This is a genomic window from Neotamlana laminarinivorans, assembly GCF_020523925.1.
Classification (GTDB): domain Bacteria; phylum Bacteroidota; class Bacteroidia; order Flavobacteriales; family Flavobacteriaceae; genus Neotamlana; species Neotamlana laminarinivorans.
In genome coordinates this window covers 503,173-526,687 of record NZ_JAJAPW010000002.1, presented here as the reverse complement: position 1 = coordinate 526,687, position 23,515 = coordinate 503,173, and the positions used below count along the sequence as shown (strand labels likewise).

Here is a 23,515-nt window from a genome sequence, read left to right as displayed (position 1 = left end):
TTATGTTTTTTCGGGTTAGGCCTTTGCCCAATTATTTATCCATTTTGCGAGTAAATCTACCCATTCTTGATCGTCATTTAAACACGGAATGGTGGTAAAATTTTCCCCGCCCATTTCATGAAATATTTCTTCGCCTTCCATGGCTATTTCTTCAAGAGTTTCAAGACAATCACTAACAAATGCTGGAGTTGCTATTGCCATATTTTTTAGTCCTTCTTTACCAAAACGCTCTATGGTTCTATCTGTATAAGGTTGTAACCAAGGATCGAAACCTAATCTGGATTGAAACGATGTTGAAAACGTACCCTCCGCTAGTCCTAACTTTTCGCCCACCAATCGTGTTACTTCAAAACATTGATGCCTGTAACAGAACTCGTGTGCTTTACTTGCAGTTTTACAACAACTACCATCTATTTTACAATGCGATTTGGTTATATCACTTTTTCGGATGTGTCGTTCCGGAACTCCATGATAAGAAAACAAAAGATGATCAAATTTTTTCCCTTCTAAATGCTTTTTCATAGAATTAGCTAATACTTCTATATAATCTTCTCTGTTATAAAATGCAGGAAACGATTCAATTTTTAAATTAGGAAAAAACTCCTTTCTAATATCTTCAGCTAAAACCGTAATAGTTTCGGTAGTTGCCATAGCAAATTGCGGATATAACGGAAATAAAAGAACTTCGCTTACACCTTTATCTACTAATTCTTGCAACCCTTTTTTAATGGTCATGCTACCATAACGCATAGCCAAAGCTACTGGAAATTCTACCTGGTTTTGAACCTTATTTTGTACGCGTTCGGATATTACAATTAGTGGAGAACCTTCGTCCCACCATATTTTTTTGTAAGCCGCAGCCGATTGCTTTGGTCGCGTTTTTAAAATAATTCCTTTTACTAATGCTGCTCTGGCAATAGTAGGAATATCTATAACTCGCTCATCCATTAAAAACTCACCTAAATATTTTTTTACATCTTTAGGTGTTGGGCTATCTGGTGAGCCTAAATTAACAAGTAAAATTCCTTTTTTCATTTTCAATAACTCTTTTTACAAAAATACACATAGATTAATTAAAGTAAAGATTGATATAGCCACTCTTTACTTATATTATGATTATTTATATTTATTATAAACACTTTAAATAAAGGTATTTTTTATTAGCTAACTTTATTTAAATAAAAAAGCTTTACCAAATAGTAAAGCTTTTAATTAACACCCCGTTTATTTTGTATAATTATTTATTCTTCATCTAAAGCAGATTTGTTATACACCCATTTTGGTAAATCTGAATTATTGAAGTTTGGTTTTTTTAATGTGTTGATATTCTGGAAACAAGTTGAGTTTATTAAATTATCAACATTTAAAATAGCAAACACCTTTTCGTCCTGCGCTTTAGTAAATGTTCCATTAACCAACTGTAAATCTACTGCTTTATATACACCATCTTCTAATGCAAAAGCTAACATATTTTCTACGTTTCTTTCGTAGAAATCAGTGTTTTTATCAATATCTTCCTCTTTTTCTATATAATTTTTACCGGCAACCAACAAGTATTCATTTCCTGACCGTGAATTTTTAACACTTACTGTCCCTCTAAACAATAAATGAAAATCTTTATGATTATAGCCTTCTACACCAACAGGGTTGTCTTTATAGTGATCGTACATTTTTTCATAATATTCTTTACCATGTAATTCTATATTTGATGAGTGAATATATTTCATAAAGTCTTCTTTAGACTTGAAATGCGATGGCTTATTTAAGGCACAGTAACCTGAATACCATGCAGGAACATACTCGTCATGTAATAAATCGTGAGTGCCTTTACTAAATAATATTGGATGTTCGTATACACTTGGACTATAAAAACTAAAATTTCCTATTTCAAATAAGTTGCATAATTCAACATCTCTATTTTCCACGCCGGTTTTGCATGAGGTTATTAAAGTGAAGGTGAAAACTGATAAAAGGATTGTTTTTTTCATAAGTAAAAAAAATTGACTAGACTGATAGTCTATTGGTTAAGTTAAAAACTAGATTAGGTTTGGGGCGTATTTTATAAATACAGGATATAGTTACGCTTTATTTGTTAATAAAAAACAAAAATATCGATAAAAATCATATTTTATCGTTAAAGTGCGTAATTTTTATCTAGAAACGTTGTTCGTCTTGTTAAAAATACCGTACGTCGTATAAATATGTTTTTTTACAAAAAAGATAAATAACTCATTATTAATAATTAAAATTACAACAAATTATTGTAGGTGCAAATAACTTTAAAATAAAATTTACTTATTGCTTTTGGCTTATTAATATAGTTAAATTTATGTGTCATAGCTTCTTCTAAAACTGCTTGAATTTCTGATGCACTTAAAAACACTTGTTCTTTTGGAAAATACACAGCACAGGCAAGAACTTTTTCTCCAGTTTCATTTATAATATAATCTAGTTTAAAATGAATTTCATTTTCTACTTTATTGATATTTTCTTTTTTTTCTGATTTAACAAGGTTAAAAAAGCTTTGACTAAATCCGCTACCTGTTTTGTATACTGCTTTAAGTTTAGACTCTTTTAGTTTATTTTGAAAACTTATTGATTGTTTATTAACCTTATTTAAATATTCTTGATAAGCCTCTGTTTCAAATACGGTTACATCGTAATCTGAATATGCTAAAACGTGAATGTCTTGTGCCTGAAGAATGCTTAAACTAAAAAAAATAATTAATTTTAATGAAAATAATCCTTTCAATGTTATACTATTTTCGGTTTAAACAATAAAAAAAACCACCCAGTAAATGCTTAAGAAAATCTGGATTTGTGTACGATTCCTTTGTATGGCCTAATGCAGTATAAAACATACGACCACCATCAAATTCTTGGTACCAAGCTACTGGATGAAACTTACCGTTCTCTCCGCCTTTGTATGTAGCTTCATCAACTGTTAAAACAACATTTATTTTTTCACTTATATTTTTAAAATTATACCACTCGTCGTGCTTTATCCATGTTTTATTTAAGTGTCTAGTTGAAGCATGCTTATTATCTTGAATATGCATTGTAGCTTCGCATTGATTTGGGTGACTTAAAAAATAAGCTCCAACTAATTTATTGTACCACGGCCAATTATACTCAGTATCTGTAGCAGCATGCACGCCCAAAAAGCTTCCTCCTTTGTTAATATATTTTTTAAAGGCTGCTTCTTGCTTTTCATTTAAAACATTTTTTGTTGTATTTAAAAACACCACTACTTTGTATTGCTTTAGGTTGTTATAGGTAAACAAATTAGCATTTTCAGTATGAAATACTTCAAAGTTATTTTCGTTACCAAGTTTTTTTATAGCTTCGGCTCCTACTTCAATAGATTTATGCCTAAAACCGTCGGTTTTGCTAAATACTAAAACTTTATCTGTGGCATGTGATAAAAAAACAAAACCAAGTAGTATTACCGATAATAATTGTTTCATGTTTTACTTATTTTGTTGCTCTATTTTTTTCTCGTAGTAATATTTTGGGCGTTCTTTTTTACTTCCAATATCTTGAAAAATTCCACAAGACACACCTGGCTTTACTAAAGATTTCTTACTAGTTTCGTTGGCTAAGGCTTCAATTTCTGGGGTTAAAAACTTCATAACTAAATCAATTTAAAGATGTTACATATTTTTTAGGCGTAGTGCCATACTTTTTTTTAAATGCCGCTATAAAGTGGCTTGAAGTACTATAACCAACTTTTAGGCCAACTTCGTTTACATTATCATTTCCGGCTTCCAATAATTTTCTAGCTACTTCCATTTTGTAGTCGAATAAGAAACTAAAAACTGAATCGCCATAAATTTGCTTAAAGCCTTCTTTTAACTTTTTTAGGGTTAAACCAATTTCGTCTGCAAGCTCCTGTAAACTTGGTGGTTCTGCCATTCTTGAAATAATAATATCTTTTGCTTTTCTAATTTTAATAACATTAGTTTCATCAACTAAAAAAGGACATTGCTCAACATCTGCATCTTCACTTCTGTTAAAATACAGACTTAATAATTCGTATGCTTTAGCTTTAAAGTACAAATTTTTTACGCTTTGGTTTAAATTGTAATTGATTAACTGATTCAAAACAATTGCCATTGATGGTGAAATTACTCCATCTTTATAATACTTTTTATCTTTATTTTCTTCACTTAAAAAAGTAATGTATCCAGCCTCTTGAGAAAATAAACTGTGAAATTTTTTTATTGATATTAATACAGAAACAATCCAAGAATTAGGGTCAGCCTCTAAATTAATTGGTAAATCTCGCTGCGGGTTATAAAGTAGCAATGCATTTTCTGCCAAAATATTTAACGCATAGCGTCCTTGGTTAAAAACAAACTTACTACTTCCTTTTAAACAAAAATGAAATTGAATAAAATCACTATCTATATCTTTTACAACATTTTGTGTTTGGTTTTGATCGTTTTTGTAAGTTAATATAAAAAAACCATCATCTATTTTTGTTTCATCAAATGCACTTACAGCGACATTTTGATTATGATTTTGAGCGTTATTCATGTCTGTTTTATTTAGATTTGTTCTAAATAGATTTTTAAAAAACCGTTGTGTTTACTACAAAAATATGATATTTATCACACTTTCGGGTAAATTCACCTTAAAAAACCCTTAACGATATTAAAAGTTCTTTAAGCGTTATTTTTTATTAATGCAAGACTATATTTTTGCTTCCAGAATTTAGGTTTGAGTATGCAGCAGTATAACATTTCGAAAAGTAGTTCCTTTTATGCTATTGGTTTAAGTTACAAAAAAGCAGATGCCGAAGTAAGAGGACATTTTAGCTTAGACGATGAGGCTAAACTAAAATTATTAAACCAAGCTAAAGCCAATGCTGTTGATAGCCTTATTGTTATTTCTACCTGTAACCGTACCGAAATTTATGGTTTTGCACAACACCCTTACCAACTTATTGAATTACTTTGCGATAATACTCGCGGCACAGTTGAAGAGTTTAGAGAAGTGGCATACATTTACAAAAACCAAGAAGCCATTTCGCATATGTTTCGTGTAGGGTCTGGTTTAGACAGCCAAATTCTAGGAGATTTCGAAATTATTAGTCAATTAAAAATTTCAGCACGATTATCCAGAAAGCACGACTTACTTAACCCGTTTTCAGAGCGCTTAGTTAATGCTATAATTCAAGCAAGTAAACGTATTAAAACAGAAACAGGAATTTCATCTGGCGCAACATCGGTTTCATTTGCTTCGGTTCAATATATCTTTAATACTGTTAAAGATATTCCCAGCAAAAACATTTTACTTTTTGGAACCGGAAAAATAGGAAGAAACACCTGTGAAAATCTTGTAAAACATACAAAAAACGAGCATATTACATTAATTAACCGTACCAAAACTAAAGCCGAAGCAATTGCTGGTAAATTTAATTTAGTGGTTAAAGATTATGCCAATTTACAAGAAGAATTAAGTAAATCGGACATTTTAATTGTCGCTACTGGTGCACAACGCCCAACTATCGATAAATATTTAATTCAGAGTAAAAAACCATTATTAATTCTCGATTTATCTATACCTAAAAATGTAGATGAAAACGTAAAAGAACTGGATAATGTGACGTTAATTCATTTAGATCATTTATCGAAAATTACCAATCAAACTTTAGAAGCAAGAAAAAAACATATTCCTTTAGCCGAAACTATTATTGAAGATGTTAAAGCAGATTTTAACTCCTGGTTAGAAACCCGAAAATTTGCACCAACAATAAAAGCTTTAAAACACAAGTTAAACGATTTTGCCGTTGCCGAACTCGATGTGCAACGTAAAAAACTATCAGATTTTAACGAAGCCCAAGCGGAATTAATTAGTAATAACATTATACAAAAAATAACAAATCACTTTGCGCATCATTTAAAAGATGATAATATTTCTACCGACGATAGTTTAGAACTAATTAAAAAAGTGTTTCAATTAGAGCCTTCTACAAAAAATGTCTAAAATTATAAAAATAGGTACCCGCGATAGCGAATTAGCGTTATGGCAGGCCAAAACCGTACAACAACAACTCGAACATTTAGGGTATGAAAGCGAGCTAGTTCCTGTAAAATCTACAGGCGACATTGTACTCGACAAGCCGCTTTACGAGCTTGGAATTACTGGTATTTTCACCAAAACTCTAGATATTGCTTTATTAAATAAAGATATAGATATTGCTGTGCATTCGTTAAAAGATGTGCCAACAATTTTACCAAAAGGCGTAAAACAAGTCGCTGTTTTAAAACGTGGCAATGTTAACGATACTTTAGTTTTTAAAGACAACGAAGAGTTTTTAGGAGCTAAAAATGCAACTATCGCTACTGGAAGTTTACGTAGGCGCGCACAATGGCTAAACCGTTACCCAACACACAGCGTTGTAGATTTACGAGGAAACGTAAACTCAAGACTCGAAAAACTACAAAACAACGATTGGAATGGCGCTATTTTTGCCGCTGCAGGTATTGGTAGAATTGGAATAAGACCAACCGAGTCCATAAATTTAGATTGGATGATTCCTGCTCCTGCACAAGGCGCCATAATGATTGCTGCTCTGGCCGAAAACGACTTTGCAGTTGAAGCTTGCGAACACCTTAACCACGAAGAAACCGAAATTTGCACAACCATAGAACGTGAATTTTTAAACAAACTTGAAGGCGGTTGTACTGCACCAATAGGCGCTTTAGCTAAAATTAAAGATGAAGAAGTTTCGTTTAAAGGCATTCTTTTAAGTAAAGACGGAAGCAAAAAAATAGAAGTAACACGCGTTGAAAAACTAGGTAAACACCACGATATTGCAACCTACGCTTCAAATTATATTATAGAACGTGGTGGTAAACGTTTAATGGACGATATTAAAAACGAAGGCAAGCAAACCAATGTTTATTCAACAAAATCCTTAACCGAAGACCAACGTTTACTTTTTAGTGATGCTATAAAAGCAGAAAGTTCAGATTTTATAAAAACTAACCCCAACCGCATTTTAAAACATATAATAAAAAACGAAATTGAAAACGTTATTATTACAAGTAAAAACGCTGTTGATGCTTTGCTAACCAACTTTTCGGCACCCGAGTTACAATTTAAAAATATTTACTGTGTTGGCCGTCGTACAAAACGTTTAATTGAAAACAAAATAGGCAAAGTAAAGCACTCCGAAAAAAACGCAAAGGCTTTAGCCGAACATTTAGTTGAATATATTGAAGGTACCGAAGTCACCTACTTTTGTAGTAATTTAAGGCTAGACGATTTACCAAATATTTTAGAAAACAATAATATTAAAGTAAACGAAGTTGAAGCTTACCAAACCAAATTCGATGCTGTAGAGCTTCCAAAATCTGTAAACAGTGTTCTATTTTTTAGTCCAAGTACCGTACAAAGTTACAAGCAAAAAAACGACAACGATATTACAGCATTTTGTATAGGTGAAACTACTGCCAAAGAAGCTCGAAAACATTTTAAAGAAGTAAAAATAGCCAAAGTACCAACCGTAGAAAGTGTTATTGAGTTGGTGAACAACCACTTTGTGTTGTAGCTCTTAGCTATTAGTTTTTGGCTTTTGGCACAACTACGCACTATAGCCAACAGCTAAAGGTAAATAGTTAATAAAATGAGAGATTTTAAAAAACTAGACATATGGAAGAACGGAATCGAACTTGTAAAACAAGTCTATCAATTATCTAACAAATTACCTTCCGAAGAAAAGTTTGCTTTAAAAAGTCAACTTACAAGAGCCGCAGTTTCTGTTCCATCGAATATAGCTGAAGGTTGTAGTAGAAATAGTGAGATTGAATTTAAACGATTTTTAGAAATTGCTATCGGTTCTTTATTTGAAGTAGAAACACAATTAATTATTACTAAAGAATTAAAATTCCTGAAAGAAAATGAACTTGAAAATAGTTTTACTTTAATTCAAAAAGAAGCAAGAATGATAAATAGCTTAATAAGCAAAATAAAAAATAGTTAATGCTTTTTAGCCAACCGCTAAGAGCCAAAAGCCAAAAGCTAACATGATAAAAAACGATTTATTTTTACGAGCATTAAAAGGAGAAACCGTAGAACGTCCACCCGTATGGATGATGCGTCAAGCAGGTCGCTATCTGCCAGAATTCATGGAAATTAAAGAAAAATACGATTTCTTTACACGTTGCCAAACACCTGAACTTGCCAGCGAAATTACGGTTCAACCAATTCGTCGTTACGGTATGGATGCCGCTATTTTATTTAGCGATATTTTGGTAATTCCGCAAGCCATGAATATTGAGGTGCAAATGAAACCCAATTTTGGCCCGTATTTACCAAACCCAATTCGTACTCAAAAAGATGTAGACAACGTGGTTGTACCAGATGTTACAGTAGAGTTAGACTACGTTTACAAAGCAATAAAAGCCACCAAAGAAAAGCTAAACAACGAAATACCATTAATAGGTTTCGCAGGTTCACCTTGGACAATACTTTGCTATTGCGTACAAGGTCAAGGCAGCAAAACTTACGATAAAGCCAAAAAATTCTGCTTTACAAACCCTGTTGCGGCACACCAAATGCTGCAAAAAATTACCGACACAACCATTGCCTATTTAAAACAAAAAGTAAAAGCTGGTTGTAACGCCGTACAAGTATTCGATTCTTGGGGCGGTATGCTGTCACCAACCGATTATCAAGAGTTCTCTTGGCAATACATACAGCAAATAATCGATGCTTTAAAAAATGAAACACCAGTAATTGCCTTTGGTAAAGGCTGTTGGTTTGCCCTAGATGTTATGGCAAAATCTGGAGCTTCTGCACTTGGTGTAGACTGGACATGCTCTCCAAAAAACGCACGCTATTTAACTGGAGGTAATATTACGCTTCAAGGTAATTTCGATCCAACACGATTGTATTCATCACCAGAAAAAATAAAAGAAATGGTTACAGAAATGATTAACCAATTTGGTAAAGACAAATACATTGTAAATCTAGGGCACGGTATTTTACCAGATATTCCTCTAGAAAATGCTAAAGCTTTTATAGATGCCGTAAAAAACTATAAAGCCTAAAATAAATTGGGCGTTACCTACTTTTTTTAGTAACAATTAGTCATAAATTTCAACTAATAGAAATAAAAAAGTAGGTCGCGCTTTCACTACTCGCTCTCTGCGAGGAGCTCAAACAGACCGTTCAATCGCTAACGCAAAACGAAGAACGCATGCTAAAAAACATCATTTCAGGAATTAAAGCATACTTTGGTGCTTTTAGTTTAATAACAAAACTAAAACTCTGGAAATACTTTGCTATCCCTATGTTAATAAGCTTCATAACCTTTATTCTTATTTTTGGTACTGCTTATACACTTTCAGATAACATCGGGCATTTTATAGCAAAACTCTGGATCTGGGATTGGGGTCATGAAACCTTTATAACCATAAGCGCGTTTATTGGCGGATTAATTATTTTAGTAATTGGTTTAATTCTGTTTAAACACATCATTATGGCGCTTTCTGCACCATTTATGAGTCCCGTTTCCGAAAAAATTGAAGCGCATATAACAGGTAAAACAGTTCATTATCATCGCAACACTAGTTTTAAAGAACAACTGTGGCGCGGTATTAAAATTAATCTTCGTAATTTATCTAGAGAACTCGTTTTTACCATACCCTTATTATTGCTAAAATTCATTCCAATAATAAACATATTTTCATCCGTTTTACTGTTTTTAATGCAAGCCTACTATGCCGGTTTTGGTAATATGGATTATACTTTAGAGCGCCATTTTAAATACCAAGAAAGCATTCAGTTTGTTAAAAAAAATCGCGGGATAGCCATCGGCAACGGTATTGTATTCCTACTCATTTTACTAATTCCTATAATTGGTTTTATACTAGTATTACCGCTTTCTGTAACTGCAGCATCGGTTACAACTATAAATGCTTTAAAATCGAAAAACAAACCGCAACATGCTGTATAATTCTAAGCTATTTGAAATACATACCATTTCAGAAAAAGATGCTTGGAGCATTTGCGATTTTGTAGCAGCCAACGAAGATAGGTTAAAACGCTATTTTCCATTAACATTAGAGCAAAATTTAACACCAGATTTAGCGCAACTTTTTGTAACAAAAAAAGCAAAAGAGTACAATGCAAAAAAAAAATTCCTATTCATATTAAAACCCGATAATTCTAAAAAAATAATAGGTCTCATCTATTTAAAAGCCCTAAACTGGAATACAAAACAAGCTGAATTTGCTTATGCTATTGATTATAATTTTGAAGGCAAAGGCATCATTTCAAAATCCATAAAATTCTTGTCTCAATATGCTTTTCAAGAACTTAAGTTAGAAACCCTTCAAATTATTGTACACCACACCAATATTGCAAGCATTAAAGTTGCAGAAAATTGTAAATTTACTTGGATAAAAACACTTGAAAAAGAACACACGCCTCCCGGTGAAAACCCATTAGACATGGAGCTTTACGAATTTTATAAGCCATAATGAATTAATGAATATTATTGAAAAATACGACAAGCCCTTCCAATACGGTGCCTTGATGCTAAACGTTGTAATGGCATATAAATTTTTCATGCTTTGGTATGCACCATCATTTCAAGATAACGAAAAAATCACCTCATTTATAAGCTTAATGGTTTTTGAGTTTGTTATGGTACATTCTGGAATTTTTATGGCGGTAATGCCTAAGAGAATATCGTTATTTATTATGGTTCCATTTTATGCTGTTTTTGCATTTGCTTTCAATACGATGACCAACGATAATAGCATTTTAGTTTTATATTGCATAGTTGTTTTTAACCGTATGCGTTTCGCGTTTTCAGACACATCCTCAGATTTAAAAGCAAGAGTAATTCTTAATTCATTTTCATCAATGGGGGTTTACTTTGTTTTAATATTTGTTGTTTTAATATTTCAATCGCTAATTCCATTTTTAGGCTTAACTCCTACTTTTTTAAAAGAAACTAATTTTTATGAAAGCATAACAGCTACCGGAGAATTTATAGAAAAACCACACATTACAATGTGTTTTGGGGTTCTCTACTATATAGGATTATCTATTGTGGAAGCTTATTTTTTAAGTTGGAATCCCTTACCTGAAAAAAGCAATTCAACCAAACCTAATAAAAATTATAAAAAATTATTTGAAAATAAAGACCGCATTAGAAATGAAAGATAAATTTTTTAAATACATACACGAATTACAAGATAAAATTACCTCAACCTTAGAAGCTTTAGATAGTAAAGCTAAATTTCAAGAAGATATTTGGAAACGACCAGAAGGTGGCGGCGGTCGCACCCGAGTTATAGAAAACGGAAACGTTTTTGAAAAAGGCGGTGTAAACATTTCTGGGGTACATGGTAAACTTCCTGACTCTATGCAAAAATACTTTGGTGTAGAAGATGCCGATTTTTTTGCCTGCGGATTAAGTTTAGTTCTGCACCCCAAAAACCCAATGGTACCAACAGTACACGCAAATTGGCGTTACTTTGAAATGTATGATAAAGACGGAAACATTGTAGACCAATGGTTTGGTGGCGGACAAGATTTAACGCCCTATTATTTATTTGAAGAAGACGCGAAACACTTTCACCAAACTTGTAAAACGGCTTGCGACAAGCACAATCCTGAGTTTTACCCTAAATACAAAGCCCGTTGCGACGAATATTTTTATAACACACACCGTAACGAAGGCCGCGGTATTGGCGGCTTGTTTTTCGATTATTGTAAAGCAACCGAAACTATGAATATGCAAGATTGGTATAATTTTGTGACCGAAGTAGGCAATAGTTTCTTAGAGGCTTACGTGCCTATTGTTGAAAAACGTAAAGATTTACCATATACCGAAGCCAATAGAAATTGGCAAGAAATTCGTCGTGGTCGTTATGTAGAATTTAATTTAGTGCACGATAAAGGCACCCTTTTTGGGCTAAAAACAAACGGACGAATAGAAAGTATTTTAATGAGTTTACCTCCTCATGTACAATGGGTTTACAATCATCAACCAGAAGCAGGCAGCGAAGAAGAAAAATTAATTAAAGTATTACAAAATCCTGTAAACTGGGTTTAATTATTAAATATGAATTGCTACTGCGGACAACCAAAAACTTACGCCAACTGCTGCGAACAAGCACACAAAAACATAGAGAAAGCAGAAACTGCCGAACAGCTTATGCGTTCTAGATATTCAGCTTTTGTTACTGCTAATGGCGATTATTTAATGCAGAGTCATCACGCCTCAACCAGACCAATTAAAGAGAAGAAAGCCATTGTAAAATGGGCAAAATCTGTAGAATGGATTAAACTAGATGTTCTAGAAACAACAAAAGGAACAGAAAACGACACCGAGGGCACCGTAACTTTTAAAGCTTATTTTTACGAAAATGGCAAAGTAGCGGTTATTCACGAAAAATCGGCTTTTGTAAAAGAAAGTAACAAATGGTATTATTTAGGCTTGAGTAAATAATGAACCCAAATAATCTAGATAAATAAAACTAAGTTTTAATAGTTAACTTTGTATTTAATAGAAAACTTTAAAAACAACTTCACAGATAAAACTATGTACCCATTACGAAGAAATAGAAGATTAAGAACAAACGAGGCTATTCGGAGTTTAGTTCGAGAAACTGTTATAACGCCTAACGATTTTTTAGTACCACTTTTTGTAGTTGAAGGTAAAGGTGTAAAAGACGAAATTGCATCAATGCCCAATTACTTTCGTTATAGTTTAGATTTATTAGAAAAAGAAGTTAAAGAATTATGGAGTTTAGGCCTAAAAGCCGTATTACTTTTTGCAAAAGTTCCAGACCATTTAAAAGACAATAAAGGCACCGAAGCCTTAAACCCAAATGGTTTAATGCAACGCGCGGTTAAAGCCGTAAAAAATGCCTGTCCAGATATGTTGGTAATGACCGATATTGCTCTAGACCCTTACTCTTCAGTTGGTCACGATGGCATTGTACAAAACGGTATGATAATTAACGACGAATCGGCAGAAGTTTTAGCAAAAATGGCCTTAACACACGCTCAAGCTGGAGCCGATTTTGTGGCACCAAGCGATATGAACGATGGGCGAACTTTAAAAATTCGCGAGTTATTAGAGCAAGAAGGCTTTATAAACACAGGCATTATGGCTTACACCGCTAAATATGCGTCATCTTTTTACGGTCCGTTTCGTGATGCTCTAGATTCTGCTCCTGTTGATTTAGTTGATGTACCAAAAGACAAAAAAACGTATCAAATGGATTTTGGCAACAGAATAGAAGCGATTCGTGAAACTTTAATTGATATTGAAGAAGGAGCCGATATTGTAATGGTAAAACCTGGTATTTCATATTTAGATATTCTTCGAGATATTAAAAACGAAGTAGATGTTCCTGTTGCTGTATACCAAGTTTCTGGCGAATATGCCATGATTAAAGCTGCGGCCGAAAAAGGCTGGTTAAACCACGACCAAATTATGTTAGAAACTACAATGGCGTTTAAACGTGCTGGAGCCGATATTATAACAAGTTATTTTGCTAAGGATGTTGTTAAGCTTTTAGGCTAAAATCCATAAAAACACAATTTCTTAAAATTCATTTTGTAACTTAGTCCTTATTAAATAAAAAAAACATGGCTCTACTACTCTTTTATGCTTTCATATCAATATTTTTTTCATTTTTATGTTCCATACTCGAAGCTGTTTTATTAAGTGTTACACCTACTTTTATTAACGTAAAAAAGCAAGAAGGCAAATCGTTCGCTAACGATTTAGAGCAACTAAAAACAGATGTAGACCGCCCATTAATAGCTATTTTAACCTTAAACACTATTGCACATACCGTTGGTGCCATATTAGTGGGGGTACAAGCCAAAGTAGCTTACATAGAGCTTTACGGAAGTCAAACTTCTGCAGTTTTTGGCGTTACGTTTACCGAAGATTTAATGGTTGGTGTCGTGTCATCTATAATGACCATTTTAATTCTAGTTGCTTCAGAAATTATACCTAAAACTATTGGTGCAACATATTGGAAAGGTTTAGCCAATTTTACCACAAAAGCACTTCATGTTTTAATTTTTCCATTAAAATGGACTGGTATTTTATGGTTATTGCAGCTAACCACTAAGCTTATTGGCGGCAAAGGACATGGTAGTGTTTTAAACCGTGAAAGCTTTATGGTAATGACAGATATGGCACATAAAGAGGGGGTTTTTAAAGAAAATGAAAGTAAAATAATTAAAAACCTACTTACGTTTAAAGAAGTTTTTGCAAAAGATATAATGACTCCAAGAACGGTTATGCAAACCGAAAATCAAAATACAACAGTTGAAGATTTTTTTAATAGAAACCTCAATTTGCGTTTTTCTAGAATTCCTATTTACTTAGAAAACCCAGATAATATAAAAGGGCTTGTTTTAAAAGATGAAATTTTTAAAGAAATGGCTCTTGGAAATGGAGCTAAAAAATTATCTGAATTACAGCGTAATATAATTATTGTTAATAGAAGTTTGCCTATACCAACACTTTTTGAAGAACTTGTTGAGAGCAGAAACCATATGGCATTAGTGGTTGATGAATATGGGTCTGTAAGCGGACTAGTTACCATGGAAGATGTTATTGAAACCCTTTTAGGTTTAGAAATTATGGATGAAAGCGATAACGTATCCGATTTACAATTACAAGCAAGAAAAAGCTGGGAAGCTCGTGCTAAAAAATTAGGCATCCTAGAAAATGAAACGCCTAATGACTAATGGAAACTTGTATAATAACATCTCCTTTAGGTTTTACAAGAATTGAAGGTGATGTTAATGGTATAAGCAAAATTACTGTTTTAAATTCTGAAGAAAAACCAAGCGACATTATTCCTGAAGTTTTAGAAGACTGTACTTTTCAATTGAAAGAATATTTTGAAGGGTCTCGTAAAACATTCAATCTTAAACTAAATCCCCAAGGCACCAGTTTTCAAAAGCAAGTCTGGAAACTTTTAGAGCAAATTCCCTACGGAAAAACATTATCCTATTTAGAACTTTCCAAACAACTAGGCGATGTAAAAGCAATTCGTGCCGTTGCTAATGCCAATGGCAAAAACCCTTTATGGATTGTTATTCCTTGCCACCGTATAATAGGCAGCGATGGAAGCTTAACAGGCTACGCAGGAGGTTTACATCGCAAACAATGGCTTTTAGAACATGAAAGCCCATATAAGCAACAAACTTTATTTTAATATGTACCAAACCATAACAAAAATAGCACGAACGTTTTTTAGCAATGCGCAAATATATAAATATGGCTTTAATTGGTCGCCAATGTACAGGCGCACAACAGCTAAAGTAACAGAAGTATCAAACGATTTGTTGTACGTTAAAATAAAAATTCCGTTAAGCTATAAAAATAAAAATTTTGTGGGAACTATTTTTGGAGGCAGTTTGTTTTCTGCCACAGACCCACTTTACATGATTCAGCTTATAAATATTTTAGGAAAAGATTATGTCGTTTGGGATAAAGCAGCAACTATAAAATATAAAAAACCAGCAAGAAGCACTGTTTATTGCGAGTTTATATTTAAAAATGATGAAATTAAAAACATAAAATCTGTAGTTGCAGAACACGGAGAATTTAATCTTATAAAAAACACAAACATTACAGATAAAAACGGGGTTGTAATATCAGAATTAAGCAAAACCATTTATGTTGCAAATAAATCTTTTTACAAAGAAAAGCTAAAGCTTCGCAGAAATAAATAAACTTCATTTAAAATACTTATATTTAATTCAACTAAACCCTACACTCTATGAAATTTATAAAAAAGCTTCTTAAATGGCTTGTTGCAATACTTGCTCTCATAATAATTTTATTATATGTTTTTGATTATGATTATATTATTAAAGGCGCAAAAGTTGTTTATTTTACTGGTCATAAAACAGCTTTTATAGACGATTATCCATACTTTGAAAACGATACCATAAAAAAAGGAACAAAGGTTGATGAATGGCCAATTCATAAAAATTACAACAGCGTAAAACCAACAGAAAAACTAAGCAAAGTAAACCAAGATTGGGGAACCATTGCCTATGTAATTATAAAAAACGATAGTATTTGGTTTGAAAAATATTACGATGGGTACAATAAAGACTCTAAAACCAACTCCTTCTCAATGGCAAAAAGTATAACCTCAGCGCTATTAGGAAAAGCCATTATGGATGGTTATATAAAAAATCTAGACCAACCATTAAGCGATTTTTACCCTCAATATAACTATGCGAAAACAACGGTTGGCGATTTATCATCAATGGCATCAGGCTTAGATTGGGTTGAGCATTACACAAGTCCGTTTTCAGTAACAGCACGAGCCAATTACGACGACGATTTAGCCGAAACCATACTAAACCAAAAAGTAGTAAAAACACCAGGAGTAGAATTCGAATATTTAAGCGGAAGCACAGCTCTATTAGGCATGGTAATACAAAAGGCTACAGGAAAAACCTTAGCCAATTACTTATCAGAAAGCTTTTGGCAACCTATGGGAGCTGCCAACGATGCTCTATGGCAACTAGACGATAACGAAAACCGATTAGCCAAAACATTTTGTTGTATTTCAAGCAGTGCTAGAGATTTTGCACGCTTTGGCAAACTATACAAAGACAACGGTAAATGGAACAGCAAACAACTTTTAGACTCTGCATTCGTAAAAAAAAGCATTACCCCTCGCTTTAAAGAAAGTCCAGAATACGGCTATGGCTGGTGGCTTAAAGATGTTGGCAACAAACACTTTTTTATGATGCGTGGCCACTTAGGTCAATACGTTTTAGTAGAACCCAACGATAACCTAATTATTGTTCGTTTAGGCCACAAAAAATCGCCCGACCAAGGCGTTGGTAAATTCACAAACGATATAACCGTTTATATAGAAGAAGCCTACAAGATGATGAATAAATAAAATATCGCTTTCGCGGAAAACAGGCATGATACAGAAGCTAAATCTTGAACATATATTATTTTTAGATATTGAAACCGTTCCAGAAACAGAACATTTTTCTGATTTAGATGAAACCAAACAAGCACTATGGGAACATAAATCGAAATACCAACGTAAAGACGATTACACGCCTGAAGAGTTTTACGAACGTGCAGGCATTTGGGCCGAATTTGGTAAAATAGTATGTATATCTGTAGGTTACTTTAATTTTCAAGGCGATTTACGCAAATTTAGGGTCACTTCTTTTTACGGCGATGAGTCTAAAATACTTCGTGATTTTAAAAACTTAATTATCTCACATTTTAGTCAAAACCATCACCTACTCTGCGCTCATAATGGTAAAGAATTCGACTTTCCATACATTGCACGCCGGATGATAATAAACAACATTGAATTACCATATAAACTTAATTTATTTGGTAAAAAACCTTGGGAAGTTCCACACCTGGACACTTTAGAACTCTGGAAGTTTGGTGACTACAAAACCTACACTTCTTTAAAACTACTTACTAATGTATTAGGAATTCCGTCTCCAAAAGACGACATTGATGGTAGCGAAGTTTGCCGCGTATATTACCAAGAGCAAGACATAGACCGCATTATCACCTATTGTGAAAAAGATACTATTGCAGTTGCTCAAATATTATTAAGACTTAGAAATGATGAACTACTTCATGAAAACGAAATAATCTTTATTTAAAAAAAGCCCGAAAACATCGGGCTTTTTTGTTAAACTAACTCAAAAAATTATTGTTTAATAAATTTTTTCGAAATAATATTTTCTCCATTTTTTATTTCAATAAAATAAACTCCGCTATCAAGTCTGCTAACATCAACTTCCTTAGAGTTTTTTCCTTGTTTTACTATTTGACCTACCATATTAACAATACGATAAGTAACTTTAACATCTATTTCACTTCCAGTATTAATAAATAATAAATCAGTTACAGGGTTAGGGTATATGCTTAAAGTTGCTTTTGTATTTTCAAAAGCATCATCTAAATTAGATGTAATTACTGTGCTAGATATACTTCCTGCTTCAGTAAACGTAATTGACTCCCAAGTAAGTGCACTAGCTTCAGATACCATTCTTACAATACCATTACTATTAACTTGAAGCCTTTTGTAATTTGTTGGTCCATCTGGCAACGTTACAAAATAACTACCCTCAATATAGCCTTCTGTTAACTCATAATAAGTATAGGTGCCACTCCAAGCTGTTCCTTGCATATCTGCAAACTCAGAATTATCTGTACGCAATCTTGGTAAGCTTCCCCCTGCTGCCCTTTGAATATGCCAATAACCATTTCCTTTGTCAATAAATACCCACTCAACATCTGCCCCAGTAGTTGAAGTTGAAGTAGTATATGGGTCTTCACTTTCTCCTGTTGCTGCAATTCTATAATCAAAATATGCGGAATCTATATAGTATTTCTTGGTTGGATCAGGGAAAACCACAGGTGTTGTACCTACTGTTGTTATCTCTAAATCGTCAATAGCAATATCACTTGACCAACTAGATCCAGTTGTACCAACAAATCTCAAACTAACAGTTTGTCCTAAATATAGGTTTAAATCTATTGATACTATATTCCATTGATCTCCTTGATTACCTGAAAGAAACCAAAGAGATGTCCAATTTGTTCCATCAGTAGAAGCTTCTAGTTCTAAAGAACCAACACTTGATCCATACATATGATTTTGAAACGTAAATGCAGCACTAGATTCACCTGATAAATCAAAACAAGGACTCTCTAAAATAGCAATAGCATTTGTACCTATTTGACCTGAACTACCATTTGTTGATGCCTCTAAAAACATATAATAACTACCATCTGCTCCAGAACTTGGCCCTGTATTCGATGAAGGTGTCCCATTAGAATCATTAACCCAATCTCCATCATCTCCAGTAGCTTGTGTCCATCCGTCACCAGATTCAAAACTTTCACTATAAGGGAATGAAGAAATTCCTCCAGTACAACCTCCTGTTGATGGTTGTGTAATTATAACAGACCTTGTTACTTCTGTAGCTGCATTACCAGCAGCATCACTTACATTGTAATATCTTGTATACGTTCCTGCAACGCTTGTATTTACTGTTCCTGTAATTACTATACTGCTAGAAATATCTCCATCTGTTTCATCTGTCGCTGTGGCTCCTAATTCATTATATGTGGCTCCAACTTCTAAATTAATTGTACCGTCTCCTATTAATGCTATAACTGGAGCTGTAATATCTGCAGTACCTGTAATTAAATTAACTGTATAATCTTCTGTTTCTCCATAATCATAAGAACCACAAGAAGAAGGAATGGTATTATACTGCATTACCACGCGCATTGTTGTTGATCCTGTTATTGCACTTGCAGGAACCGTAAAAGAGCCACTAACAGAAGCTGCTTGCGTAGCAGATTGCGTCCAAACAGTTTCTCCACTATCTTCAAAATCACCATCTTTATTATAATCTATAAACACCGCATAACCCTCACTATAAACTGTACCTGTCCAAGTTGGGGTAACTGTTATTGTAGTAGTACTTCCTTTTGTTAAACCTGTTGAAATAGTGGTAAAATCTGCATAACCACTAGACGATGCTCCTGAAGAATTATCAATATTTCCTATTTCAACCCGCCCTATATATTCATCTGAAACACTACTTCCATTAGACGTACAATAATTTAACTGCATTTCTGTTGTAGAAAAACTAACCGAAGAACTATATGCCGAACTTCCTGATGTACAATTACTTCTTACCTGAACTTCATAATCTGTTAATGCTGTCAATCCTGTTAATGTAGTTGACGCACCATTTACAGCAATAGTTGTCCATGAAGTTGTTCCAACAATTCTATAACGCACATCGTAAGTTGCTCCAGGAACTGGATCCCAAGAAATAAATGCTTCAGTGTCTATAACGTTTGTAGTATTAATAGCTGTTGGAACAGTTGCATTACAAACTACTGGGGTACTTGACAATCCAGAAATTATTAATGAATAGTTTTGACTACCGCCCGTTAAAGATCCTTTATGGGTAACTGTAATTGTATAAGTTCCTGTAGCACCTACTACATCAACTCGTTCGTAAGGATCTACTGTGTTATCTTGTTGATTATTAGATGTAGGGCCTGTTAACATATAAGGTAAATATGTATTACTTCCTTGAGTTACTCTAATATCTAAATCATTAACTAAAACTGGTGTTGTAGAATTAACCGAAGTAACGGCTGTACCTGCTCTATCTGTCCAAGAAATTGAAGCTAACAAAGGGCTAACACCATCTGAGTCTACTGTAATGGAGTATGTTTGACCTGAAGTTAATGTTAACTCTTGAATTTTACTTCCTGTATCTTTAGCCGAAATAACTTCTGCTGCTGTTTTAGCATTTAATAAACCCCAACCATAAACAGCATCAGGCCCTGAAGCACCTGCATCATCTGCTGTATGAAGCGCTAAACCTTTAAGTGTTGCTGCTTTCATAAAAGACCCATTTAAATTATTATAATGCTGCTGTAGTAGCAATAAAGATCCTGTAACATTAGGTGATGCCATCGATGTTCCTGTTATGCTTGCATAATCATCCGTTATATTCCCATCTGCATAATTTGTACCGTATGTAGAATCGTAACTTGCAAAATTAAATGTAGAATACAAGCCTGTTCCATTTCCTGTAATGTCTGGTTTTATACGCATATCATCTGTTGGTCCTTCACTACTGGAACTATTAATGGTGACTGAAATTAAATTGCCATTACTATCTATATTCGCATCTTGAGCATTAGCCACCACTAGGTTGTTTTTTGATGTTGAATGCCCTGTAAGTTTATCCCATCCAGAACCACCTGTTGGATTATTAACAGCAGTATCATCCTCTCCATCGTTTCCTGCTGCTACAACCATCAAATAATTAGGCGCATTAAACATAATTTCATCCCAATCTCGAGATTCATCTATATATCCACCAAAAAAATATTGTGGTAATTGTACTTGACCAAACTGATTTCTAAATGCATACCCGTAAGAATGGTTTGAAAGCAACATACCATTTGAAGTTGCAGAAGTTGCCTCTGCTTTATCATCATTCCAATCACTACCTATAGCACTTGCCTGTGGCGCCATACCTTCAGCATTAGCAACATATCCTGATGCTATGATTGTACCTGTAACATGTTCTGCATGAAAATTAAGAGACGAAGTTCCATCTCCAATTGAAAACCTATTATTACCACCACTTCCATCATATTCTTGATGAGCTATATTTGCAACACCTCCATCCCAAACATAAGCTATCATATTCTGCCCCATAAGGTTTAAACCTAAAGAACCGCCAGTTTGTAAATGATTGGTTCTAGTTGAAACTGCTGCAGTAACGTTAAACGTAGAATAATAAATAGGTTTGCCATCAACTATTCTTTGTAATTCTAATAATCTACCATCTTTAGTCGTTGTTTTTATTTGTAAATTATTTCTTCTAGCAAATTCAACTGCATTAGTTTTATCTGTAATCGCTTTTTCTTTAAAGTTTTCTTTTAATTGATTTAATTTATTAATATCGTATTTCTCCTTAATTTTATTAACTTGGAGTTTAGTTTGAGCAAAAAATATTCCTGTGTAAAAAAAGCACAGCATTGTTAAAGTAATTGTTTTTTTCATCTCTTAATATGATTTTGATTAATACCAACACTTGTTTTGTTTTATTTTTACTACAAAAAAAGATGGTTAAACCTACAAAATAAAAATGAAAAAAATACACACTAAAGAGGTTTCTTTAATAAAAAATTCATTTTTTTAACATAAAAAATAAAAATAACTCTATTTTTTACGGCTTTACCGTAACTTAAATTAAAAATATCAAATTTAATATCTGAATTTATGCTAAAAATATTAGAAGTAAAAAATTTATCTATTTCTATAGTTAGTAGAACAATAATTAAAAATATTTCATACAATCTTTATGAAAACGAAATATTAGGTATTGTTGGCGAATCGGGTTCAGGTAAATCAGTTTCATCTTTGGCGATATTAGGATTATTACCAAAGAAAATATCAAAAATTAACTCTGGATCAATAATTTTCAATAACCAAGATTTAACCCAATTACAATCAAAAGAATTTCAAAAAATAAGAGGTAACAAAATAGCCATGATTTTTCAAGAACCCATGAGTTCTTTGAATCCATCATTAACTTGTGGAGAACAAGTACAAGAAATAATTTCACAACATTTAATAATAGAAAAATCTAAGGCTAAACAAGAAATTATATCACTATTCGAAAAAGTTAAACTTCCCAATCCCGAACGTGTTTATAATGCCTATCCACACGAAATTTCAGGCGGCCAAAAGCAACGTGTAATGATTGCAATGGCAATAGCCTGTAAACCCGACATTTTAATTGCAGACGAGCCCACAACTGCTCTAGATGTTACAGTACAACAAGACATAATAAAACTATTAAAATCCATTCAGTCTGATACTAAAATGAGTGTTATTTTCATTACACACGATTTATCACTTATCTCAGAAATAGCTAATAGAATATTAGTAATGTATAAAGGTGAAATTGTAGAACAAGGTCGGGCGCAAACTATTTTTAGAGAACCTAAACACCTATACACGAAGGCTTTAATAAATTCTAGACCATCACTCGATTCCCGTTTAAAAGTGTTACCAACAATTCAAGATTTTTTAAACAATACACCTAAAACAGAAATAATAACAAAAGAACAACGCAAAAAAAATCACAAAAAAATATATAGCAAACCTCCTATTTTAGAAATTGTTAATATTGAAAAAGAATATTTTAATAAAGGTGGCTGGTTTAGTAAACCAGAAACTTTTAAAGCAGTCAACAACGTTAGTTTTAAATTATATGAAGGCGAAACACTTGGCTTAGTTGGAGAGTCCGGCTGCGGAAAAAGCACCTTAGGTAATGCTATTTTACAGTTAGATAAAGCCACTGCTGGAAAAATTTTATACAAAGGGGAAGATATTACAAAACTTAAGACTTATGAAATAAAGAGATTAAGAAAAGAAATTCAAATTATATTTCAAGACCCTTATTCGTCGTTAAACCCAAGAATTCCAGTAGGAGAAGCTATTATGGAACCTATGAGAGTTCATAAATTATATAATTCTGAAGATGAACGAAAAGAAAAAACTATCGATATTTTAAACCGTGTAGGCCTAAGTGAAGATTATTTTAATAGATATCCGCATGAGTTTTCTGGAGGCCAACGCCAACGCATAGGCATTGCCAGAACTATTGCGTTACAACCAAAACTTATAGTTTGCGACGAATCTGTATCGGCATTAGATATTTCGGTTCAAGCCCAAGTGTTAAACTTGTTAAATGAATTAAAAGAAGCTTTTGGCTTTACCTATATTTTTATATCCCACGATTTAGCCGTAGTAAAATATATGAGTGACCAGTTATTGGTAATGAATAAAGGTAAAATTGAAGAATTAGATGATGCTGATGCTATTTATAGCAATCCAAAAAAAGAATATACTAAAAAGCTTATTCATGCTATACCCAAAGGATTATAGCA

23 protein-coding genes are annotated in these 23,515 nt (G+C 33.1%); 16 read left to right on the top strand and 7 right to left on the bottom strand.

Annotation, left to right across the window (positions count from 1 at the left end; genetic code table 11):
* Positions 1-15: 15 nt before the first annotated feature.
* From hemH to LG649_RS06095, 6 genes are all read right to left on the bottom strand, one after another.
* A complete protein-coding gene (gene hemH / locus LG649_RS06120) occupies positions 16-1,035 on the bottom strand; it encodes a ferrochelatase (RefSeq protein ID WP_226542268.1) in 1,020 nt (339 codons plus the stop codon).
* 206 nt (positions 1,036-1,241) lie between these two features.
* On the bottom strand, positions 1,242-1,988 hold the full coding sequence (locus LG649_RS06115; RefSeq protein ID WP_226542267.1) for a hypothetical protein: 747 nt from the start codon (positions 1,986-1,988) through the stop codon (positions 1,242-1,244).
* A 260-nt stretch (positions 1,989-2,248) separates the two neighbouring features.
* Complete coding sequence (locus tag LG649_RS06110) at positions 2,249-2,752, bottom strand: hypothetical protein (RefSeq protein ID WP_226542265.1); 504 nt, start codon at positions 2,750-2,752, stop codon at positions 2,249-2,251.
* Between the two features lie 7 nt (positions 2,753-2,759).
* A complete protein-coding gene (locus LG649_RS06105; protein WP_226542263.1) occupies positions 2,760-3,467 on the bottom strand; it encodes a ThuA domain-containing protein in 708 nt (235 codons plus the stop codon).
* A gap of 3 nt (positions 3,468-3,470) precedes the next feature.
* The gene (locus LG649_RS06100; RefSeq protein ID WP_226542261.1) at positions 3,471-3,632 is read right to left on the bottom strand and encodes a hypothetical protein; all 162 of its coding nucleotides are present in this window, start codon (positions 3,630-3,632) and stop codon (positions 3,471-3,473) included.
* A gap of 7 nt (positions 3,633-3,639) precedes the next feature.
* Positions 3,640-4,539: a helix-turn-helix transcriptional regulator gene (locus LG649_RS06095; RefSeq protein WP_226542259.1), complete on the bottom strand. Its 900-nt coding sequence runs from the start codon at positions 4,537-4,539 to the stop codon at positions 3,640-3,642.
* Positions 4,540-4,728: 189 nt separating this feature from the next.
* Between LG649_RS06095 and hemA the strand changes: the two genes are divergently transcribed.
* The 15 genes from hemA to LG649_RS06020 all read left to right on the top strand — a co-directional run bounded on the left by hemA (position 4,729) and on the right by LG649_RS06020 (position 17,670).
* Positions 4,729-5,991: a glutamyl-tRNA reductase gene (gene hemA, locus LG649_RS06090; protein ID WP_226542257.1), complete on the top strand. Its 1,263-nt coding sequence runs from the start codon at positions 4,729-4,731 to the stop codon at positions 5,989-5,991.
* Positions 5,984-7,561 carry a hydroxymethylbilane synthase gene (gene hemC / locus LG649_RS06085; RefSeq protein WP_226542255.1) on the top strand — a complete coding sequence of 526 codons (1,578 nt, stop codon included), beginning with the start codon at positions 5,984-5,986 and terminating at the stop codon, positions 7,559-7,561. The genes hemA and hemC overlap by 8 nt, the downstream gene beginning before the upstream one ends.
* A gap of 75 nt (positions 7,562-7,636) precedes the next feature.
* Positions 7,637-7,993: a four helix bundle protein gene (locus tag LG649_RS06080; RefSeq protein ID WP_226542253.1), complete on the top strand. Its 357-nt coding sequence runs from the start codon at positions 7,637-7,639 to the stop codon at positions 7,991-7,993.
* 43 nt (positions 7,994-8,036) lie between these two features.
* Entirely contained in the window at positions 8,037-9,062 is a 1,026-nt protein-coding gene (gene hemE, locus LG649_RS06075; RefSeq protein WP_226542252.1) for a uroporphyrinogen decarboxylase, read from the top strand.
* A gap of 149 nt (positions 9,063-9,211) precedes the next feature.
* Positions 9,212-9,970: an EI24 domain-containing protein gene (locus LG649_RS06070; protein ID WP_226542249.1), complete on the top strand. Its 759-nt coding sequence runs from the start codon at positions 9,212-9,214 to the stop codon at positions 9,968-9,970.
* Complete coding sequence (locus tag LG649_RS06065; protein ID WP_226542248.1) at positions 9,960-10,496, top strand: GNAT family N-acetyltransferase; 537 nt, start codon at positions 9,960-9,962, stop codon at positions 10,494-10,496. Before LG649_RS06070 ends, LG649_RS06065 begins: the two co-directional genes overlap by 11 nt.
* Before the next feature lie 7 nt (positions 10,497-10,503).
* Complete coding sequence (locus tag LG649_RS06060) at positions 10,504-11,190, top strand: hypothetical protein (RefSeq protein ID WP_226542246.1); 687 nt, start codon at positions 10,504-10,506, stop codon at positions 11,188-11,190.
* Complete coding sequence (hemF, locus tag LG649_RS06055) at positions 11,180-12,082, top strand: oxygen-dependent coproporphyrinogen oxidase (protein ID WP_226542244.1); 903 nt, start codon at positions 11,180-11,182, stop codon at positions 12,080-12,082. The genes LG649_RS06060 and hemF overlap by 11 nt, the downstream gene beginning before the upstream one ends.
* Positions 12,083-12,091: 9 nt before the next feature.
* Positions 12,092-12,478: a YchJ family protein gene (locus LG649_RS06050; protein WP_226542242.1), complete on the top strand. Its 387-nt coding sequence runs from the start codon at positions 12,092-12,094 to the stop codon at positions 12,476-12,478.
* A gap of 93 nt (positions 12,479-12,571) precedes the next feature.
* Positions 12,572-13,561, top strand: a complete 990-nt coding sequence (hemB, locus tag LG649_RS06045) for a porphobilinogen synthase (protein WP_226542241.1) — start codon at positions 12,572-12,574, stop codon at positions 13,559-13,561.
* A gap of 65 nt (positions 13,562-13,626) precedes the next feature.
* Positions 13,627-14,745 (top strand): CNNM domain-containing protein, encoded by a 1,119-nt coding sequence (locus LG649_RS06040; protein WP_226542239.1) that lies wholly within the window; start codon positions 13,627-13,629, stop codon positions 14,743-14,745.
* On the top strand, positions 14,745-15,218 hold the full coding sequence (locus LG649_RS06035; protein ID WP_226542237.1) for a methylated-DNA--[protein]-cysteine S-methyltransferase: 474 nt from the start codon (positions 14,745-14,747) through the stop codon (positions 15,216-15,218). The genes LG649_RS06040 and LG649_RS06035 overlap by 1 nt, the downstream gene beginning before the upstream one ends.
* Positions 15,184-15,738 carry a DUF4442 domain-containing protein gene (locus LG649_RS06030; protein WP_317197649.1) on the top strand — a complete coding sequence of 185 codons (555 nt, stop codon included), beginning with the start codon at positions 15,184-15,186 and terminating at the stop codon, positions 15,736-15,738. Before LG649_RS06035 ends, LG649_RS06030 begins: the two co-directional genes overlap by 35 nt.
* 47 nt (positions 15,739-15,785) lie before the next feature.
* Positions 15,786-16,931 carry a serine hydrolase domain-containing protein gene (locus tag LG649_RS06025; RefSeq protein WP_226542234.1) on the top strand — a complete coding sequence of 382 codons (1,146 nt, stop codon included), beginning with the start codon at positions 15,786-15,788 and terminating at the stop codon, positions 16,929-16,931.
* A 25-nt stretch (positions 16,932-16,956) separates the two neighbouring features.
* The gene (locus LG649_RS06020; RefSeq protein WP_226542232.1) at positions 16,957-17,670 is read left to right on the top strand and encodes a 3'-5' exonuclease; all 714 of its coding nucleotides are present in this window, start codon (positions 16,957-16,959) and stop codon (positions 17,668-17,670) included.
* A 47-nt stretch (positions 17,671-17,717) separates the two neighbouring features.
* Here LG649_RS06020 and LG649_RS06015 read toward each other — a convergent pair whose 3' ends face one another.
* Positions 17,718-21,620, bottom strand: a complete 3,903-nt coding sequence (locus LG649_RS06015) for a S8 family serine peptidase (RefSeq protein WP_226542224.1) — start codon at positions 21,618-21,620, stop codon at positions 17,718-17,720.
* A gap of 219 nt (positions 21,621-21,839) precedes the next feature.
* On the opposite strand from LG649_RS06015, the gene LG649_RS06010 reads away from it, so the two are divergent.
* A complete protein-coding gene (locus tag LG649_RS06010; RefSeq protein WP_226542223.1) occupies positions 21,840-23,513 on the top strand; it encodes an ABC transporter ATP-binding protein in 1,674 nt (557 codons plus the stop codon).
* Positions 23,514-23,515 lie beyond the last annotated feature (2 nt).